Origin of the sequence: Listeria cossartiae subsp. cossartiae (assembly GCF_014224155.1) — a bacterium.
Taxonomy (GTDB): domain Bacteria; phylum Bacillota; class Bacilli; order Lactobacillales; family Listeriaceae; genus Listeria; species Listeria cossartiae.
This window is the reverse complement of record NZ_JAASUI010000002.1, coordinates 364,699-383,792: the sequence shown is the minus strand read 5'-3', so window position 1 is coordinate 383,792 and position 19,094 is coordinate 364,699. Positions and strand designations below refer to the sequence as shown.

The following is a 19,094-nucleotide window of genomic DNA, read 5'->3' as shown; positions in this document are numbered from 1 at the left end:
CCTTTTAAAAAAAATTGCTTTAATCGCCCCCTTCTTTCTACAGAAATTCTTCATTTTCTGGTATGCTTAAATTAATAAACTAAAGTAGGAGGTAAATTAAATGACACTTTCTTTCTCGGATACATACAGATTGAACAATGGAATCGAAATGCCTAGACATGGTTTTGGAGTATACAAGCTCACGGACGAACAGCGAATGCGCACAGCTCTAGAAACTGCGGTGGATGTTGGCTATCGACTGTTTGATACGGCTTCATTTTACCATAATGAAAAAGAACTTGGCGATTTCTTTCAGTCCAGCGGTTTAAAACGTGACGAGTTTTTTGTAACGACAAAAATGTGGAATACGGAGCAAGGTTATGACGAAACGCTTCGTGCCTTTGAAAAATCACAGAAAAAATTACAGCTAGATCAAGTCGATTTATACTTAGTTCATTGGCCAAAGCAAGATACTTTTTTTGAAACGTGGCGCGCTGTAGAAAAGTTATATGATGAAGGGCTTGTTCGCGCGATTGGCGTGAGTAATTTTGAAGCCCACCATCTCGACCGCCTTCGCACAAGCGCAAATGTACTTCCGGTAGTTGATCAACTTGAAACGCATCCACACTTCCCAAATCAGCTTTTGCATCGTTATTTAGAAGAATTACATATTGTTCACCAAGCATGGAGCCCACTCGGTCGCGGCGGCGTTTTACAAGAACAAATCCTCATCGATTTAGCGAAAAAACACGGAAAATCACCTGCACAAATTGTCCTTCGTTGGCATTTACAAAATAATATCTCCATCATTCCAAAATCAGAAACACCTTCCAGAATTAAAGAAAATGCGGATATTTATGATTTTGAATTGACAGAAGCTGATATGCGCCAGGTTGCTCGTTTAAATAACGGCGAACGCGTCAGCCATGCACCAGATGTTATGTATGTAAGATCAGAAATTTAATCAAAAAAATCTACTAAACCAAGCCGGCTTAGTAGATTTTTTTATTTACTTCTTAATTGGCGTCTGCGCGCTTCTTTGAAAAGGTAGAAGTAACGAGCTTCTGCCTTCTTCTCTTCATATTCTAAATTAGGATCATATTCAAAGCTTTTACGCATTAACACTTTTTGTTTGTGCCATTTTTCTTGCGAGACTTCAATTAATTCCATCAGATAAGCATCATAGGATTTGTGTAGTTTGCCAATTTTCTTGTCTTTTTTCCGACCAAACTTACTGCTTCTGGACTCCATTTTATCACCTCGGTTTATACTTCTCTTCGTCCTTCCATCGCTTTAGAGAGCGTTACTTCATCGGCATATTCTAAATCTCCGCCAACTGGAAGGCCATGCGCTATTCTAGTTACTTTTATGCCTGAAGGTTTTAATAAGCGCGAAATATACATCGCGGTGGCTTCCCCTTCAACATTAGGGTTTGTTGCTAAAATTACTTCTTCAATCGTGTCATCTTGCAAACGTTTCAGCAAATCGGGAATGTTAATATCTTCCGGTCCAATTCCATCCATTGGCGAGATTGTCCCATGGAGCACGTGGTATAAGCCATGAAAATCACGCATTTTTTCCATTGCAATGACATCTTTGGATTCTTGTACCACACAAATAACACTTCGATCGCGCGACGTATCTGCGCAAATATAACACGGGTCTTTATCCGTAATATGACCACAAACGGAACAAAAGCTGAGATTTCTTTTCGCATCTACAAGTGCTTTTGCAAAATCTAGCACATCGTCTTCTTTCATATCTAACACATAAAATGCTAGCCGAGCTGCCGATTTCGGTCCGATTCCCGGTAATTTCATAAAGCTATCTATTAATTTCGTTATCGGCTCAGGATAATGCATAATTCGTCTTCCTCTCACCTTCAAAATACAAATGTTTCACGTGGAACATTCTATTGAAAAATAGTTGAGACTCTTGAATACAAGCCAAGAGTCTCAAACCAAACAATATTACATTCCAGGGATATTTAATCCTTGTGTGAATTTACCCATTGTTTGTGAAGTTGTATCTTCAATTTGTTTTAATACATCATTTGTTGCTGCAAGTACTAAATCTTGTAGCATTTCGATATCTTCTGGATCAACTACTTCTTCATTTATAACAACATCCGTAATGACGCGTTTACCAGTAGCTTTTACTGTAACCATTCCGCCGCCAGCTGTTCCAGTGAACTCTTGAGCTTCTAAATCAGCTTGAGCTTTCGCCATTTCCTTTTGCATTTTTTGCATTTGTTTCATCATACCTTGCATATTTCCCATTCCACGCATGAATAATCTCCTCTTTCTTCTATTGTTTTTTAATCTTTAATTTCAAGCAAATCTTCGCCAACGAGTTTCGCCGCTTCTGCAACAAAAGGATCTTCCGCTGGTTTTCTAGCTTCTGAATTTGCACCGTCCTCCGCATCAGCATCACTACCATGACTATGAAGGAAATTCTCTCTTACATCAGCCCATTGATCTTCTGGGATTCCAATAAAAGTATAATTTACTTGTGTCAGTCGTGCAATACTTGATGTGATGGTTTCAACAAAATTCGGATTATCCATCGCCATTTGACAGTGAATCTCATGCTTAAATTTTAACACAAAAGTGTCCTGAGATGCAGCTACAGGTTCTGCGTCATTTAAAAGGGCTGCTTGAGATGCCATCAGCATGGATAACAACTCGCCCCAACAACCACGAATCAATTGTAAATTCTCTTTTTTAGCCTCACCTAGCACATGGTTAATTTTACCAATCGGTGCTTTAAATTGCTTGCCGTTGTTGATAGCTTTTTTAGACCCACCACGACTTTGCGCTGGTTTATCGGCTGGAGCTGCTCCCGCTCCACTGGCAATTTGTTTTTTCAACGTTTGAATCTCTTGGTTCATTTGCTCTAATTGGCGTTTCAAGTCAGATACATCACTTCCAGAAGCTGCATCAGCTGGCACATTCCCGCCGCCTATAGCTGATTGTCCTGCTTGCGTTAATTGAACAAGCGCCACTTCGACATAAATACCCGGATGATTTGAAAAACGCATTTGTTGCTGCGCTGCATTTAAAATTTTCACAAATTCATATACTTTAAGTGAATCTGCTCGTTTTGCCAGAGCGACAAAATCATCGTCAATTAAAGCCCGTTCTAATGTTTCTTCAAGGTTTGGCGCCTTTTGATACAGCAGTACATCTCTAAAGAAGACAAGTAAATCTTCCACTAAACGAACAGGATCCTTACCTTCTGCAAGTAGCGCTGTCAAAGTCGAAATGGCTTCTGCTGCGTCTCCGTCAAAGGCCGCACTTACTAATTTTGTAAGCAAGTTTTGCGCAACAGACCCAGTGATTTCAAGTGCATCGTCCACGGTAACTTCTTCCGAGCCGTAAGAAATAACTTGATCAAGCAAACTAAGCGCATCACGCATTCCACCTTCAGCAGCACGCGCAACAATCATTAACGCCTTTTCGTCATAAGGAATTTTCTCTTCTTCTAAAATAAATTTCAAACGACCAATAATATCTTGTGTCGTGATTCGTTTAAAATCAAAGCGTTGCACCCGCGAAATAATCGTTAGCGGTAACTTGTGTGGTTCGGTTGTTGCCAAAATAAAAATGACATGTTTCGGCGGTTCTTCCAGCGTTTTTAGTAGCGCATTAAACGCTCCCGTCGACAACATATGCACTTCATCGATAATATATACTTTATATTTCGCCACAGTTGGCGCATATTTTACTTTTTCCCGGATATCTCGAATTTCTTCAACCCCGTTATTACTGGCAGCATCAATTTCAAGAACATCTGGTATAGAGCCGTCCGTTGTCCCTTTACAAATCTCACATTCATTGCAAGGCTCCCCGTCATGGCCGTGTTCACAGTTAATCGCCTTCGCAAAAATTTTCGCCGCACTAGTCTTCCCTGTCCCCCGAGGCCCAGAAAATAAATAAGCATGCGAAGTTTTATTTTGCACAATGGCATTTTTAAGCGTTTTCGTCACATGTTCCTGTCCAACAACATCCTGAAACGACTGCGGCCGAAAAACCCGATACAAAGCCTGATACGCCATCTGCCACTCTCCTTCACCTAAAACCATTTTAGTAGTTTTATTATAACGTATTGTTGAAGAACTTTCAAAATGTACTTTATTTTGATTTAGTTCTTCAATATAAATCTGAGCGCAGCGATGATTTAATCCTTAATAGAAGTTTCAAAACATCCTGAGTCGGGCTAGCCTCCAAAAACCATCCACCCCCAACCCAAAAACAAAAAAAGAACCAGACCCCCGAAAAAGCCCGATTCCAAACCCTCACTGTTCACTTTTAGCAGCTAACTTCTCTTGCTTTTTCTTACTCTCATTAATAACGGAAAGCTCAATCGATCTCAGCAAGTTTTTCACACGTTTTTTCCGGAAGAAACCAAACATAAAACCAACAATAATATTATTCATTTTATTCATTGCTTTTTCCGTTTCGATTAATTCGTTATACGTCACTTCGCAAGTTGTTTCGCTTGTAGATTTGATCGTATATGTCGTTGTATGTTTGTTTACTCGACTGCTTGTTTCGAATTGATAAAGTTCATTAGGTTGCACTTTCACAATTTTCGTTGTCGCAAGCGCGCCGTTAGACATTGTCCGTTGGTATTTATATCCTTCTAATTTGCGTACTTGCAGCGTTTTACCAGTGGCATTTTTTACGTCATAGATTGCTGAGCTCACAAGTGTATCAAAGCATTCTTTTTGGGATATATATAATTTCTGTGTGACATTCACTTTTCAATCGACTCCTTCTAATTCTTTTCTTTCTTATCTTTACGGATTTTTAGCACAATGAAAACACTGCCGATTAAAACAACCGCAAGTCCTGTAACTAGAAGAGGTACACTAGCCATTCCATCTTTTCCATAAGAAGGACTAAACATAATAATAATAAGACCTATACTAATAAGAAATAGTGCATTAACAATTTTCATCTTCAACCCACACTAACTTGGAAATAGAGTACAGAGCCTATTTCAGTTGCTTTAATAGTTTCTTTAGCGATTTTTGCTGCCTTTTCTTCGTCTTCAATATTTGTTTCAAAAGTAAGTTTCATGCCTTTTTCATCTATTTTTTTAAAAGTTACACCGTCTTTATCGTATGTCTCTAATAATTCAGTAATGTAATCTCGCTTCATTGGACAGTTAAGAATAATCATTTAAAAAAACCTCCTTTTATATAGTTTAACTTTATCTTTCACTTCTTGCAATGAATAAAAATGGTGCAGGAATTCCTACATGATATACTGGCTAGGCACAATTTAGCTGCACCTAGCCAGAAACTTATTATTTTCTAAGCTTTCATCTCTTCTTCTGGTACACCAACGCGATTTGCGGTAATAACAAATGGTACCCAAATCAAGAACGCGACGACCATATTTATGAGTGAAATTACTGGTGCCATCCAATCTCCCCCGGTTGCTAAGAAGGAATTCAGAAGTGGCGGCATTACCCAAACTACTGCAATTTTAACTGGACCGACAATGCCGAGTGTTGTTGCAAAGTAAGCGATTGTTACCATTACCATTGGCGCGATTAGGAATGGTATTAAGTAAATTGTATTTAATACGATCGGTAAACCAAACATGATTGGTTCGTTAATATTAAATATACCTGGTGCAAGAGACAATTTCGCAACTGTTCGTGCATCCGCTCGTTTCGAGAACATTAGTAACGCGATAATTAATACAAGTGTACCGCCTGAACCACCCATCCATACGTACGCATCGAAAGAACCACGTACCCATTCGAATGGTAATTTAGCGCCTTCTTGTGCCGCACTAATGTTTTGTAGTTGTGCTGTACCCCAAAGTGATTCTAGAACCGGAGCAAGTACGTTCGGACCATGAATCCCGAAGAACCATAGTAATTGTACTAAGAAAGTAACTAGTAAAACAGCTCCGTAGCCTTGCGATAGTGATAATAGCGGTTCTTGAATTGTTTTGGAAATCCAAGTAATAACGTCCATATTTGTGATTTTGAAGAATGCCCAGTCAATAATACCAACAACATAAAGTGCAACTAACGCAGGAATGATCGCCGCGAAAGCTTTACTTACAGCCGGTGGAACAGAATCTGGCATTTTGATAATAATATTTCTGCGCATTAATTTCGCATAAATAATAGTTGATATAAAACCGAAAATCATTGCGGTAAACAAGCCGGTACCATTTACTTGGCTTAGGCTAAAGAATCCGTAAATTCCAGCAAATTCTTTTGGTAAAGTATTTACATCGAAATTTGCATTAGAAGCCGCAATCGCAGCTTTTACTGCATCTAAGCTTACAGTAACAGTTAAGTTCATAACAAAAGCAGCAAGAGAAACTAGCCCCCCAGCTAATCGATCCACTTCATATGCTTTTGATAAATTATACCCTAGTGAAAAGGCAAAAATAATTGAAACAATTGCTAACGTCCCATTGTATACATATCCATTAATTCCGATAAGTGGTTGCATCGCTTCCACAAATCCTGTCCATCCCCAGTCAGTTGGAAAATCCCTAAAAAACGCATTTAAAAGTACTGCAATTGACCCAGCCATAGTGATTGGCATTGTTGAAATAAAAGCATCACGTAATGCAACTAGATGTTTTTGTGAACCAATTTTTGCTGCTACCGGCACAAAATACTTTTCTAAAAATGCTGTTAATCCATTCATATTTTATCCTCCCGTAAAGCTTTTTTATTTAGCGCTCATCTCTTAAACAAAATATAATTTTTATGTATATTTCCCTTTAAGTTTATCAGCTATATCTGTTTACTTTGTCCTAGCAATCCCCATTACTAGAACAAATCAGATGGAATCTTTGCACGACCTCGTGAATTTTTGGGAGCCCTCCTCTCCGTTTCATGATAAGGCTTACATTTAGATTCACTTTAATCTATTGCAATTTCCGTGCCAAGTACTATTTTAGGAAAAAATATACGTTAATCTCTTGTAAACCTTATCTTTTTTACATCTAGAGTCATATTACACACATATCGTAAAAAACTGTGTAAGTAAGCGTTAACATTACACAGTTTTATTAATTTATCCATTTTTGGTTCTGTGTTATAATGAGCATAAGATAAGCAATACCAACGAGTCGAGGTGATAATTATGGCAGTCAAACGAGATATGCCGGAAGAGTCAAAAAATAGCAAAGTGGTCAAAAAAGAACATTTTTCAATCGTGTTTCCCGATGATATAAAAGAACCAGCAACCGTCGAAGAACAAAAGAAGCAAGATGCTGAAAAGAAAGCAGACGATAATAAATAGAAGAAAGTTATACCTCTTAATAGATAGTAAAAATTTGTTTGTTAGTTAAGATTATAATAAAAATTCAAATTTAGTAAATGAATACAGATACCATCATTAAGGTTGTTTATTTCACTGAAAATGTGGTATCATATAAATGAAAAGAGAGCCATGCGCTAACATGACTCTCAAGTGTAAGCCCAATTAAGGTGGCCACTAGCTAAATAGTTATAAAATAACCACTAACTTCGCCAAAAGTTAACAAGTGGTTATTTTTTTTTGTTATTTTGACTGTTCAATAGCAACACAAGGGTTGCAAAAGCAACTGCAAAAGACAGTGCTTCATAAACGGTCATGGGTTATCCCTTCCAGGCAATCCTAACAAAAATATTCATAGGCATCACCCTTCCTTGTTGAAAGAGCTAGCCACCACCATAAACTTGCTTACTTATCATATTATAGCATGTAGAAATAGATAGTGAAAGCGCAACCATATCAGGGATATTAGCAAAATTCGAGTCTATGTGAATATTAGAACATGATTGCTATTTACTAAAAAAGGGCGAAGATCCTAACCAAAAATGATAATTTCAAAACAATAGAAGTTACCTCTGCTGATTTACAAAATTTGGATGATATTTTTAAAACTTTATGGGGCTTTTAAAATAAGTTATCAAATTACAGATGATGATTATTCTACTATGTCTGAGTCTAATTTAAAAATTTTTGAAGAGGAACGACATCTGAATTAGTAGCAATTGCTATTGGAGCTATGATTTCATATTATGTTACTAAGTAAAAAAGAGCACCCACCTGGATGCTCTTTTTTATTTTATAGAGAAAATAACCATTTCTTTATCATCATCAATTCGGACTTTTACGTCCATGCCTAATTTATCTTTAAAAAGTGCCGTAATATTTAGATAATCATCGTAACTACCAATATCACTTTTTTCGTACCCTTGTAGAATTGTTGGTTTGATGCGCACGATGTAATCATCATTGGACGTTTCTTCGGGATTGTAGGTATAGATTTTCTTACCGTTTTTGTCGAAAAAGTCGTAGGTTGCATAGGATTCATTGTTTGTTATATAGACGTCTTTTTGGGTCACGTAGGCGTTATCTGCGACGCTATAATCGATTAGGCCGGAGTAATATTTATTTTTAGATGGTTCATTGATTTCGTATTGTTTATAAGCGAGGCGGAATAAATAATCGATATTGTAGTAACTGTTCACGCGGAAATAAAGATTTTTATCTTTGGATTTCTTATCGACGCCAATATCTGTCGCGCTAATTGGGAAAACTTCATATAATTTGCCGTCGATTTCGTAAGCTACTTCATACTTATCAAACACTTCTTGGCGCTGAAAAAGACCGAACATAATTGCTAAGATTGCAATAATCCCTATTAAAATTGCGATGATTAGAGCCGGTAGCCATTTCTTTTTTGATTTTAGTTGTTGCATCATTTTCATCCTTTGTCATGAATTGCTTTACTATTTTATATTGTACCAGTTTATGTAGCATTATACATTATTTTGTAAGAATAGGCGATGTTTGTAGAAAAAAGACTACTCTGCGCTAGGCAAAATAGTCCTTTAATATATTTAAAATTAGTGTCGCGCACCTCATATCGACATGCAATCACCTGCGTTACCCTGATAGTTAGCTCGGGCCAGGCAACCTCGCGGCACATGAGAAGCACTGCTTAATGCTGCTTCCTTCCGGACCTGACATGGTTCACAGGTTCCCATTGCGCAAGACCCAACCTTCAACACCACTTGTCAAGGGCAGACCAAACAATTACGATGCCTCAAATGAGGAATTCAACCCCGCTAGAGCGGATTGCGGGTTACAGGGCGCCGCTACCTCCCCGTCTAGCACGACAAATTTGCTACCAATAATTAAGTGCCAAATAAAAAATTATTTAGCGCAAACTCTGAAAAGAGCTCAATTACTAGTGTACCTTTTTCATGTAGAAAGTGCAAGCGGAAAGGAAATATTTTTTAACGTAAGTAAACACTCATGATTGCTGCGATAATCGTACCAACTACACAAATGCCTACTAGCGTTAAAGCGATCCATACTATTTTTTTATTCATGGTTTTCTCCCCCTCGTTATCACTTTTCTTTTAGTGATTATATCATGAATTCCAAAATTTAGCTGTTAATATCAAACTTCTTTTGCCAACTATTTAATTGGCTGTAGCTAGACATTAACTGTGTCGTGACTTGTTTGAAAATCAAGCGTAGTTCTGCATATTTTTCGACATTTTCGCTTGGGTGATATACGGCTTTAATTGGCAGGGTGTGTTTGAGGTTCAAGTCTTTTAAAATTCCTAGCGAACGCATGCCGATAATTGCTGCGCCTAAGCTTGATCCTTCGATTGTATGAGGTACACGTATCTCGCGGTTCAAAATATCAGCCAGCAGTTTGCACCAAGCCTCGTGCGCAGATATTCCGCCAGTTACATAAATAATATCGTCCGGTGCTGAAACTGCCTCATAGACTTCCGCAAGATTAAACGCGATTCCTTCCAAAATGGCCCGAATAAAATGTGCTTTCGTATGGTTGATTGTCAGTCCCACGAAGCCACCACGAATATCATTAGTCCAAAACGGCGCGCGCTCTCCTAATAAATATGGCTGGAACAAAAGACCGGCTGCACCAGGGGGAACTTCTTCCATTTTCGCGATAAAACTCGCAAAATCACGCTGGCTAATTTCTTCTGGGGAGCCAAATTGATGTAGTCCCCAATCGACCACTTTGCCACCGTTATTCACTGCGCCACCTGCGATAAAATAACCATCTCCAGCTCCGTAGCAAAATGTCCGACCGCGCGAATCTATTTGGAATTGATTGGTCAGCTTCCGAACCGCACCACTTGTGCCAACTGTAATGGTAACGTCATTGCTACCTGTCGCTTGAATACCAATATTAGCAAGCGCGCCGTCACTGCCACCTACGATAAACGGTAAGTCTACTGGAATCCCCATTATGTTAGCGTATTCTTTTTCCACACCAGTTAATTGATACGTTTCCGGCACCACTTTTGGTAGAAAGTCGGGTGTTAGTTTGACAATTTCCATCGCTTCAAATTCCCAGTCGTGCTCCATAATATTGTAAAGTCCCGTTCCCGACGCTAACGATTCATCCATCACCCAGACACCAAACAACTGATACAAAATATACGATTTAATATCGACAAATTTCTCTGCTCGACTAAACAATTTCGGTTCCGCTTCTTTCAACCAACAAATTTTGGCAAAAGGGCTCATCGGGTGTATCGGCGTCCCTGTGGCTTCATAAAGTTGAAACAAGTAATTATCCCTTTTTACTTTTTCGAGCGTCTCACTGCTTCGTCCGTCCGCCCAAGTGATACATTCAGTCAAAAGCTCTCCGTTACTCCCAACCATAATTAAACTATGCATCGCTGAACTAAACGAAATTCCCGCTAATTCATCTTTATTCACGTTTTTCATTACTGCTTTTATGGATGTTAAAACTGCTTCAAAAATTTCGGTGGGACTCTCCTCGGCTTTTCCAGTTTCGTCGGTAATTAGCTCATAATGCGTCGCTTGCCGGAAGATCACTTCTCCTCGTTGGTCAAACAGCACTGCCTTTGTACTTGAAGTTCCAATGTCCACGCCCATTATGTATGATTTGCTCGTCAAACAATTCACCCCACGATTTCTTTTCTTTTTATTATACGTCAAATGGAATAAATTTTGGGGCTGGGCTACTTGGCTTTTTCAGCAAATAAAAAAAGCTAGAGAAATTCTCTAGCTTAATTTATACCGTAAAATGTTTTTATTCGGCTCTCTTCGCCTAGCACAATAAGTGTATTCTTATCCGCGAATTTTAGCACTTCTTTTGTATTGGCTTCACTTTGCGAGACGCAACCTAATGTGTAATTATATTTTGGTGAATCCACATGATAAAACACAGCGGACCCTTTACCTTTTACATGGTTAGCGTTGTATTTCACTTCCATTCCATACGTGTACTGCGGAATCTTCATTTTTTCATCTGCAGAACTTGAGGAATTGCGTTCTTGCCAAGTATTGTAGTATTTGTCGTTGGAATTAGAAATCCAGTAACTCCGGTTAGTGATTGCTTTAAAACTTAGCTTCGTACCGGGATTACCTTTTTGCCCGAAAGCAAGGCCTGTACGGTAAACGCCGACTGGTGATCCAGAACTTTTCTCAGAGAATTTCGGATCGAAGCCCCATTTGCCTATGTGACTGGTAAAATGACGAACTTCATACCAATTGCCCGCACTATTTTTTTGATAAAGGTACGTTGTTGCTGTTGTGCCTTTTGGTCGTGTTGTGATGATTGCTTTTTTACTGTTCCAAAGAGCTGGAACGGTGTCCGCAATTGTTGGTTTGCCAATATTTGTAAAGGCTCGTGAGTCAATCCAACCGATGTTAGTATTTCCTAGCTTGCAATAATACCATTTAGCTCTTGCGGTTTTTCCTTCGCGTGTAATAATCAAAGTCTTTTTGTCGTATTTCTTAGCTGAACCGAGATACTTCACTGTATTACTCGTTTTGTACATTTTGCTATGAATACCATCATTTCGTTTGGACTGATTGACTACCCCTTTTAGGTTGACTGCTTTGTCATAAATGATTTTTTCGTAGGATGCTGCTTCGGCGTTAAAGGAGTGACCAAGTAGGCTAACCATTAAAACAATAATTAAACCGCTTAATAACTTCTTCATTATTCGCTCCTTCTTTTTGAGTTATTCCCTATAGCAAAATTAGCTTATTTTTTACGTTTTCTAAGTAATAATACTGCTATAAGAATAACTATAACACCCGCTACCACGAAAATCCATTCTGCACCTTTGTCGCCTGTGCTTGGTAAATCTAATTTGTCATCATTTGCTACTTTTATAATCTTTGCGGGTTTGGCAGTTGCGCTTTTGACCGCTTTGTTTGTTTCGATTTTCTTTACTTTATCAGGGGCTGTTACGACTGCTTCATTTTCTTTTTTAGCTGGAACTACATAGGTGACTTCTTCGCTAAAATTGCCCGCCTCATCAAATGCGTAAGCCGTGATTTGTTTTGGAATCGTAGCCCATTCTGCGTAAAAATGGCCGTCTTTATCCGCTTCTACTCGCCCTTCTCCAAAATTTTCATCTTCGGGAGAACTCATGTAGACACTTGCGAATGGTTTCGTTTTACCAGTGAAAATTTTTGTTTCAACATCGAAATTCATGTCAGTAATTGTCAGTATGGCTGTTTGTGCTTTGACTAAATAGTTAAGTTTGACTGCGGTTGTTTTGCCGTCTTCGCTATTTCCGAGCAGCGTTACTTCTTGAATGCCTGTTTGCGCGGTACTTAGTTTGGCGTTCGCCGCTAATCGATAATCTGTTAATTTTGTGCCTGTATATTCAGCGAGTGTTGCAGTGAAATCTTTGAGTGCAATCTTGCTGTTTTGCTCGTAGGAGTAGATTTCTGGTGAATCAGTAATATCGATTGTTGTTTGTACTTTGGTCTTTTGTGGCGGTGTTACGGATGTATCTTTGGCAGGTTCTGTTGATTCTGCTTTTTCTTCAGTAATTATATTTTTAGTAGTATTTGTTTTTTCTTCTGAGGGTGTTGAGACGTTACCATTTTCATTTGTTTCAGCGTTTGCTGCCAATGAAAATGGGATGATTAGACTTGTTAATACTGCGATGAGTACCAGTCCGTGGAATTTTTTCATAATAAATTCCCCTTTCATTTCGCTTGTATTAATCATAATCAGAAATGAAGAGAAAGTCAATTTTAAATTACAGTTTTGTTACAATTATTAAAACTGCGCTACAAAAATGGCTTGCTAAGAATGAACTTAGCAAGCCTTAAAAGTTATAATTCAATAGGTCGATCCAGTTGATAAAGTCGCTTGTAGCGTGGTTCTTCTGCCATTAGTTCAGCATGTGGACCTTCCATTAGCGTTTTTCCTTCTTCTAAAAATAACACGCGATCCATTTTTTCAGCTCCGACTAAGTGATGCGTTACCCAGATGAGTGATTTATCGGCTAACGTTTCGAAAATTGTCGCTAGTAAGTCGCGTTCTGTGATTGGGTCTAGGCCAACTGTTGGTTCATCTAAAATGACAATCGGTGTATTTTGCAGCAAAATCCGAGCTAGCGCGATACGGCCTCGTTCTCCGCCTGAAAAACGTTCGCCCATCTCACTCATTTGTGTATGGTAGCCATCTGGCATGCTCATAATAAAATCGTGTAGTTGCACTTTTTTCGCGGCTTCGTATACTTCTTCGTCCGTCGCATCTTGATTTCCCAGCCGAATGTTGTTTAGGACAGTCGTGCTGAAAAGGTGCGCTTTTTGGTTGAGCATCGAGGTTAATTCAGGAATTTGTGGTCGCAAGTTTTCTACCTCAACGCCGTTCATTGTTACTTTTCCGGCTGTTGGAAGTAGTGCGCCTTGAACTAATTTAAGAAAAGTCGATTTTCCGGTACCACTTCGACCGATAATCGCTACTTTTTCGCCTTGTTGTAACGTGAAATCAAAACCGTTTAAGATTTCTGGTGACTTTTTATCATATGCGAAAGTTAGGTTTTCAGCTTTTAAAACAACATTTTCTGTGTTAATTCGCTCGATTTCCTTCGTTTCTTCTTCAAAAGTTGGCATTGTTGGATCTTCTATTTTGTCTAGGCGGGCTAGTGAATCTTGGTACAGCGATTTGTCACTGATTGCACTTGAAACTGGTACAAATGCTTCTGCCAGCGCCATTATCGCCAAAACAAAAGCCGCAATCATCGTGCCCGAAAACGCGCCATCACGTGACTCTGCGGTGCTCCAATAAACCATCACGATAACCATAAAACCAACGACTAACTGGCTAAAGAAATCGCGCCAATTAACAAAGTGAAACTGTTTATTTTCTGTTCGAAGCATGTCCGCCTCGTCTTTTTCGTAGTTTGAAATAAATGTTTTTTCACGTCCGCTAAATTTCCAATCGCTAATTCCAAAAACAGCATCGGTGAATTTTTGATAGAGACTATTTCGGCCTTGTTTTAAATAAGCATTCTTCCCGCGAGCATATAAAAGCGAGACCCATGGTAAAACAAGTACGAGCAAGCCGATTAAGAGCACGAAGAGTGCGGCAAACGGAATAGAAAATGCTCCGAGTGCGATAACTACTCCGGCATAAAGCACAAGGCTCACAATCGCCGGTAGCATCGTTGTTAAATAGAAATTTTGCAAATGTTCAATATCACCAGCGAGCAAACCAAGAATGTCGCCAGTTTTATAGCGTGATTTTAGTAGTAAGGCTTGTGGTTCGAGTAAACGATACAAGCGAACACGCATTTTTTCGAGAATCCTAAGGACAAGGGAGTGGCTCGAAAGTCGTTCTACATAGCGCGAAACCGAGCGCATAATCCCAAAAGCCCGTACTCCAACGGTCGAAATGTAAACAGCCATAATTGATTCCGGCATCAAGGACGACTTTGAAATCAAATGTCCTGACGTGAACATAAGCGCCCCCGCCGAAGCAAAAGTAAGCGTTCCAAGGAAGATGACAAGTAAAAACAAGCCGCGGTTTTCTTTAATATATGGGATAATCCAGCTACTTTTCCGCATCATACTTCCTCCAATTGGGCTTTGACTAAATTGTAATAGAAACCTTTACGCGCCAGTAATTCTTCATGCGTTCCAGTTTCAACCACAGCCCCGTGGTCTAAAACGATAATCCGGTCCATTTCAAGCATCCAGTGCAAGCGATGTGTTGCGAAAAAGACAAGTCGATTCTCAAATAAGTCGAGCATTGGTTTTTTCAATTCGTATTCTGTTTCAATATCTAAATGCGCTGTCGGTTCATCCATTAAAACAACCGGACGATCTGTCAAAAATGCTCGAGCAAGCGCGACACGTTGTTCTTGTCCACCACTCAGCATCCGCCCAGCTTCCCCGACAAGCGTATCATAGCCATCTTCTAGTCCAGCTACAAGCTTGTTTAAGCCAGCTGATTCAGCCGCTTTTTCCATTTCTTTCGCAGAAGCATCCGGATGATAAAAGCGAATATTTCCAGCGATTGTATCATGGAAAAGATACGGATGTTGCGGAATGTAAGTCACTTGGGTTTGCCAATCATTCGAAGCAAGCGCCGCGCCACTTTCCCCATTCCAACGAAAATCTCCAGAAGTTGGCGCCAGAAAGCCGCTCAAAACATCAATCAGCGTTGATTTCCCAGCACCCGTCGCGCCAATAATCCCAATTTTTTCAAAACCTTTTACCGTAAAACTGGCCTCATGAAGCGAATCGGCATCATCTGCGCCATGTTTCACAGTGACATTTTCAAACGAAAACTCGGTATTTTCAGCAAAAGTTGTTAGCGGCAGCGCGGCCATTTCAGGTTTATCTGCTTTGGCTTGGTCAATAATCCCTTGAATGACGCGGCCAGCTTCTTGTCCGTCAAGCGTGGCATGGTAATCCGAGCCAACTTCACGAACTGGTAAAAAGTATTCTGGCGCAAGAATTAAGACACTTAGCGCAATCGGCAAGTTCATATTGCCGTCAATGAGACCAAGACCAAGGAATAACGCAACGAGCGCAATCGAAAGCATCGTAAAGAAGTCGAGCGCAAACGAAGACATAAACGCCACACGCAACGTTTTCATTGTCGCTTTGCGGTAACGCGAACTAACCGAAGCGATTTTTCCTTCATGGTCATGACTGAGCCCTAAATATCGCAGTGTTTCCAGTCCTTTTAGCGAATCTACAAAGTGATTGGACAGCACGCGATACGTTTCAAACTGCGAATCAGCTTGTTTTTTCGCAGCTAATCCTAAAATAATCATAAATACAATTAAAATCGGCAAAGTAATCATTAAAATAAAAGCAGACGTCCAGTCCTGAAATGCTATATAAACCCAAATCATCGCAGGAATAATTGCCATGTTCATCATTTTAGGTAAAAACAGTTCCAGATAATTCCGGAAATCCGCCACGCCTTCCATAACCATCGTTACAACTTTCCCAGTTCCTTCTGCTCGAGCAAAACGTGGTCCAAGCGCAAACAGGCTATCCAGCAACTCTTCCCGCATCGTTTTCGCCAGTTTCGCAGCATAGCGATAAACGATTTGTTTTTTCCATACGTTCAAAAAGTGACGCAAGAAATAGGCCCCCGCGAAGAGACCTATTTGTATTGTGACTGATTGAAATGGCTGCTCGTGAAATAAATCCGTGATTGCACGAGCTAAAGTTATCGCCATCACGATAATCGCAGCACCTTGAACTAGCGTGAAAACTGCGAGAATCGCCATTATTTTTTTAATTCCTTTGTAGTTCCTTAAATCTTTTCCCATTAATACGTCATTTTCTCCTTACTAGAAACGCGCTTACGGAAAACATAGTAGCTCCAAATTTGGTAACCAAGAACAAACGGCAATAGCGTAACGGCAACTATCGTCATCACACTAAGCGAATATTGTCCGGAAGCTGCATTTTCTATCGTTAAATCAAACGCACTGTTGATAGAACTGATCATTACACGTGGGAATAGTGACACGAAAATTGTTGCAATCGTGAAGACAATTCCAAGTCCGCCGAATGTAAATGCCAAAATATCGCGATCTTTCCAGATGAAAAGAGCGGATAGCACGTACATTACGACTACAATTCCAATCATTAGTGGTACAAGTACAGGTCTAACTTGGAACATATCTGTATTGAAGTAAGCAAGTACAACAAAGATGACTAAAGCTGGCACAGTAATAAACCAAACACGTTTCGCCATGCGACGAGCACGATCTTGAATATCTTCTTCTGTACGTAAAGTAATAAATAGTAATCCGTGAAGTAGGCACATAAGCGTAATCGTCACGCCACCCCATACGGAGAATACGGTAATGTAATCAAAGAATCCAGCGTACATATCCATATCGCTATTAATTGGCATACCTTGAATCAAACTAGCGAATAATACACCAAATAGGAATGGCGGTAAAATACTACCGAAGAAAATAACCCAATCCCACGTTTTTACCCAAAGTGCCGAATCTTTTTGACCACGGAATTCAAACGAAACACCACGGCCAATTAGCGCAAGTAATAAGAATACTAGTGGAATATAATAACCACTAAACATCGTTGCATACCAGTTAGGGAAAGCGGCAAAAATCGCGCCCCCAGCAGTTAATAACCAAACTTCATTTGCATCCCAGAACGGCCCAATCGTATTAACAAGTACGCGGCGTTCCAGTGCATTTCTAGCCATAAAACGTGTAGACATCCCAACACCAAAGTCAAAACCTTCAAGGAAGAAGAATCCAATGAACAAGATGGCGACTAATAAAAACCATAACTCATTTAGTGACAAAGCTTTCATCCCCCTTATCAAACGGATCTACGGAAATCTCTGCTTTTTCTGGTTTGTGTCCGTCTGGTCCTTTTTTAATTTCACGTATAAACAAGTAAACCAACAGAATGGCTAAAATTGTATAAATCGTCGAGAACGCAATTATCGAGAATAAAATTTGTCCTGCTGAAACGTTTGGCGATACAGCATCAGCGGTTTTCATGTAACCGAAAACTACCCATGGTTGTCGCCCTATTTCTGTCATAATCCAACCCATTGAGTTCGCTAGGAACGGGAAGCCAATCATTGGAATCATCAAACGTAAATACCATTTTGCATTAACGAGTTTTTTCTTCCAAGCAAGCACGATACCGATTAGCGCGAATAAAATCATTAACATACCAGCGCCAACCATGATACGGAAGCTCCAAAATGCTGTTTTAACTGGTGGAATGTAGTCACCTTCACCATATTTTTCTTCATATTGTTTTTGCAGCGTGTTCATACCTTCTACGCTACCAGTTAACGTACCGTAAGATAAGAAACTTAGCGCGTATGGGACATTGACTTCCCATTCGTTTTTCTTCTCTTCTGGGTTAATTTTGGCAATCATCGTCCACGGAGCTGGATCGGCTGTATCTTCCCATATCCCTTCCGTTGCTGCCATTTTCATTGGTTGTGTTTTAACCAAGTATTGCGCTTGCGAGTGACCACTGAAAGCCACACCAAAACCACCGATTACCGCCATGACCATTGCAATTTGGAATGATCGTTTAAAGAAGGCGACATCTTGTTTTTTGAGCATCTTATACGCACTGACACCGGCAATGAAAAAGGCCCCAGTAGCAAATGCCCCGAATATAACGTGCGGGAATTCCACAAGTAGTTGTCCATTAGTAATAAGTTGCAAGAAATCATTCATTTCAGCGCGGCCATTTTTAAATTCAAAACCAACCGGATGTTGCATAAATGAGTTCGCTGCTAAAATCCAGAAACTAGACATAATTGTCCCGATTGAAACTAGCCAAATACAAGCTAAATGAAGCTTTTTGCTAAGTTTGTCCCAACCAAAAATCCAAAGTCCGATAAACGTAGATTCCATAAAGAATGCAAGTAACGCTTCGATTGCAAGTGGTGCACCGAATACATCCCCAACAAATCTTGAGTAATCCGACCAGTTCATCCCAAACTGGAATTCTTGAATAATACCGGTTACGACACCGACAGCGAAGTTAATAAGAAAAATGTGTCCCCAAAACTTCGACATTTTTTTGTAAATTTCTTTCCCCTTCACGACATACAACGTTTCCATAAGAGCAACCATAAATACAAGTCCAATTGAAAGTGGTACAAATAAGAAATGGAAAATCGTTGTTGATGCGAATTGAAAACGGGCTAAAAATAGTTTATCCACCCTTTTCTCCTCCTTTTTAAGCTGAAAATTACTGTTTCGTTCCTTGATTTGTGCTTCTTTCTTAAAAATCTTGTGAAAAACCGCCCAAAGTGACGTCTCCAGTTGCTCTGTAATTCACA

The 19,094-nt window shown here is 39.6% G+C and carries 18 protein-coding genes and 1 other RNA gene; 2 read left to right on the top strand and 17 right to left on the bottom strand.

All coding sequences use genetic code 11. The annotated features are described in order from the left end of the window. The first annotated feature begins 100 nt into the window (after positions 1 to 100). Entirely contained in the window at positions 101 to 943 is an 843-nt protein-coding gene (locus tag HCJ30_RS08990) for an aldo/keto reductase (protein ID WP_185391877.1), read from the top strand. Between the two features lie 41 nt (positions 944 to 984). Here HCJ30_RS08990 and HCJ30_RS08985 read toward each other — a convergent pair whose 3' ends face one another. The 8 genes from HCJ30_RS08985 to HCJ30_RS08950 all read right to left on the bottom strand — a co-directional run bounded on the left by HCJ30_RS08985 (position 985) and on the right by HCJ30_RS08950 (position 6,664). Beyond that, positions 985 to 1,230, bottom strand: coding sequence for a YaaL family protein (locus tag HCJ30_RS08985; RefSeq protein ID WP_185391876.1), 246 nt, complete (start codon positions 1,228 to 1,230; stop codon positions 985 to 987). A 14-nt stretch (positions 1,231 to 1,244) separates the two neighbouring features. Next, positions 1,245 to 1,841 (bottom strand): recombination mediator RecR, encoded by a 597-nt coding sequence (gene recR / locus HCJ30_RS08980; protein ID WP_003722062.1) that lies wholly within the window; start codon positions 1,839 to 1,841, stop codon positions 1,245 to 1,247. 108 nt (positions 1,842 to 1,949) lie between these two features. Next, positions 1,950 to 2,267, bottom strand: coding sequence for a YbaB/EbfC family nucleoid-associated protein (locus HCJ30_RS08975; protein ID WP_003722063.1), 318 nt, complete (start codon positions 2,265 to 2,267; stop codon positions 1,950 to 1,952). A 29-nt stretch (positions 2,268 to 2,296) separates the two neighbouring features. Continuing rightward, positions 2,297 to 4,036, bottom strand: a complete 1,740-nt coding sequence (dnaX, locus tag HCJ30_RS08970) for a DNA polymerase III subunit gamma/tau (protein WP_185391875.1) — start codon at positions 4,034 to 4,036, stop codon at positions 2,297 to 2,299. A gap of 240 nt (positions 4,037 to 4,276) precedes the next feature. Further along, positions 4,277 to 4,741 (bottom strand): DUF3284 domain-containing protein, encoded by a 465-nt coding sequence (locus tag HCJ30_RS08965; protein WP_185391874.1) that lies wholly within the window; start codon positions 4,739 to 4,741, stop codon positions 4,277 to 4,279. A gap of 17 nt (positions 4,742 to 4,758) precedes the next feature. Next, a complete protein-coding gene (locus HCJ30_RS08960; RefSeq protein ID WP_185391873.1) occupies positions 4,759 to 4,941 on the bottom strand; it encodes a DUF3188 domain-containing protein in 183 nt (60 codons plus the stop codon). A gap of 2 nt (positions 4,942 to 4,943) precedes the next feature. Continuing rightward, positions 4,944 to 5,165: a hypothetical protein gene (locus HCJ30_RS08955; RefSeq protein WP_003722067.1), complete on the bottom strand. Its 222-nt coding sequence runs from the start codon at positions 5,163 to 5,165 to the stop codon at positions 4,944 to 4,946. Positions 5,166 to 5,299: 134 nt separating this feature from the next. Further along, the gene (locus tag HCJ30_RS08950) at positions 5,300 to 6,664 is read right to left on the bottom strand and encodes a PTS sugar transporter subunit IIC (RefSeq protein WP_003730755.1); all 1,365 of its coding nucleotides are present in this window, start codon (positions 6,662 to 6,664) and stop codon (positions 5,300 to 5,302) included. Between the two features lie 441 nt (positions 6,665 to 7,105). Here HCJ30_RS08950 and HCJ30_RS08945 point away from each other — a divergent pair, with 441 nt between their 5' ends. Continuing rightward, a complete protein-coding gene (locus tag HCJ30_RS08945) occupies positions 7,106 to 7,264 on the top strand; it encodes a hypothetical protein (RefSeq protein WP_185391872.1) in 159 nt (52 codons plus the stop codon). Positions 7,265 to 8,070: 806 nt separating this feature from the next. Here HCJ30_RS08945 and HCJ30_RS08940 read toward each other — a convergent pair. The 9 genes from HCJ30_RS08940 to HCJ30_RS08900 all read right to left on the bottom strand — a co-directional run bounded on the left by HCJ30_RS08940 (position 8,071) and on the right by HCJ30_RS08900 (position 18,975). Beyond that, entirely contained in the window at positions 8,071 to 8,712 is a 642-nt protein-coding gene (locus tag HCJ30_RS08940) for a hypothetical protein (RefSeq protein ID WP_185391871.1), read from the bottom strand. Between the two features lie 153 nt (positions 8,713 to 8,865). Then, positions 8,866 to 9,132, bottom strand: an RNA gene (gene ffs / locus HCJ30_RS08935) — signal recognition particle sRNA large type. A 274-nt stretch (positions 9,133 to 9,406) separates the two neighbouring features. Continuing rightward, complete coding sequence (locus HCJ30_RS08930) at positions 9,407 to 10,921, bottom strand: gluconokinase (RefSeq protein WP_185391870.1); 1,515 nt, start codon at positions 10,919 to 10,921, stop codon at positions 9,407 to 9,409. Positions 10,922 to 11,034: 113 nt separating this feature from the next. Continuing rightward, positions 11,035 to 11,973, bottom strand: coding sequence for a GW domain-containing glycosaminoglycan-binding protein (locus HCJ30_RS08925; protein ID WP_185391869.1), 939 nt, complete (start codon positions 11,971 to 11,973; stop codon positions 11,035 to 11,037). 44 nt (positions 11,974 to 12,017) lie between these two features. Continuing rightward, entirely contained in the window at positions 12,018 to 12,962 is a 945-nt protein-coding gene (locus tag HCJ30_RS08920; RefSeq protein WP_185391969.1) for an LPXTG cell wall anchor domain-containing protein, read from the bottom strand. A gap of 143 nt (positions 12,963 to 13,105) precedes the next feature. Next, positions 13,106 to 14,845 carry a thiol reductant ABC exporter subunit CydC gene (gene cydC, locus HCJ30_RS08915; RefSeq protein WP_185391868.1) on the bottom strand — a complete coding sequence of 580 codons (1,740 nt, stop codon included), beginning with the start codon at positions 14,843 to 14,845 and terminating at the stop codon, positions 13,106 to 13,108. Next, positions 14,845 to 16,569: a thiol reductant ABC exporter subunit CydD gene (cydD, locus tag HCJ30_RS08910; RefSeq protein ID WP_185391867.1), complete on the bottom strand. Its 1,725-nt coding sequence runs from the start codon at positions 16,567 to 16,569 to the stop codon at positions 14,845 to 14,847. The genes cydC and cydD overlap by 1 nt, the downstream gene beginning before the upstream one ends. Further along, on the bottom strand, positions 16,569 to 17,582 hold the full coding sequence (gene cydB / locus HCJ30_RS08905) for a cytochrome d ubiquinol oxidase subunit II (RefSeq protein ID WP_185391866.1): 1,014 nt from the start codon (positions 17,580 to 17,582) through the stop codon (positions 16,569 to 16,571). Before cydB ends, cydD begins: the two co-directional genes overlap by 1 nt. Continuing rightward, the gene (locus HCJ30_RS08900) at positions 17,569 to 18,975 is read right to left on the bottom strand and encodes a cytochrome ubiquinol oxidase subunit I (RefSeq protein WP_185391865.1); all 1,407 of its coding nucleotides are present in this window, start codon (positions 18,973 to 18,975) and stop codon (positions 17,569 to 17,571) included. The genes cydB and HCJ30_RS08900 overlap by 14 nt, the downstream gene beginning before the upstream one ends. Positions 18,976 to 19,094 lie beyond the last annotated feature (119 nt).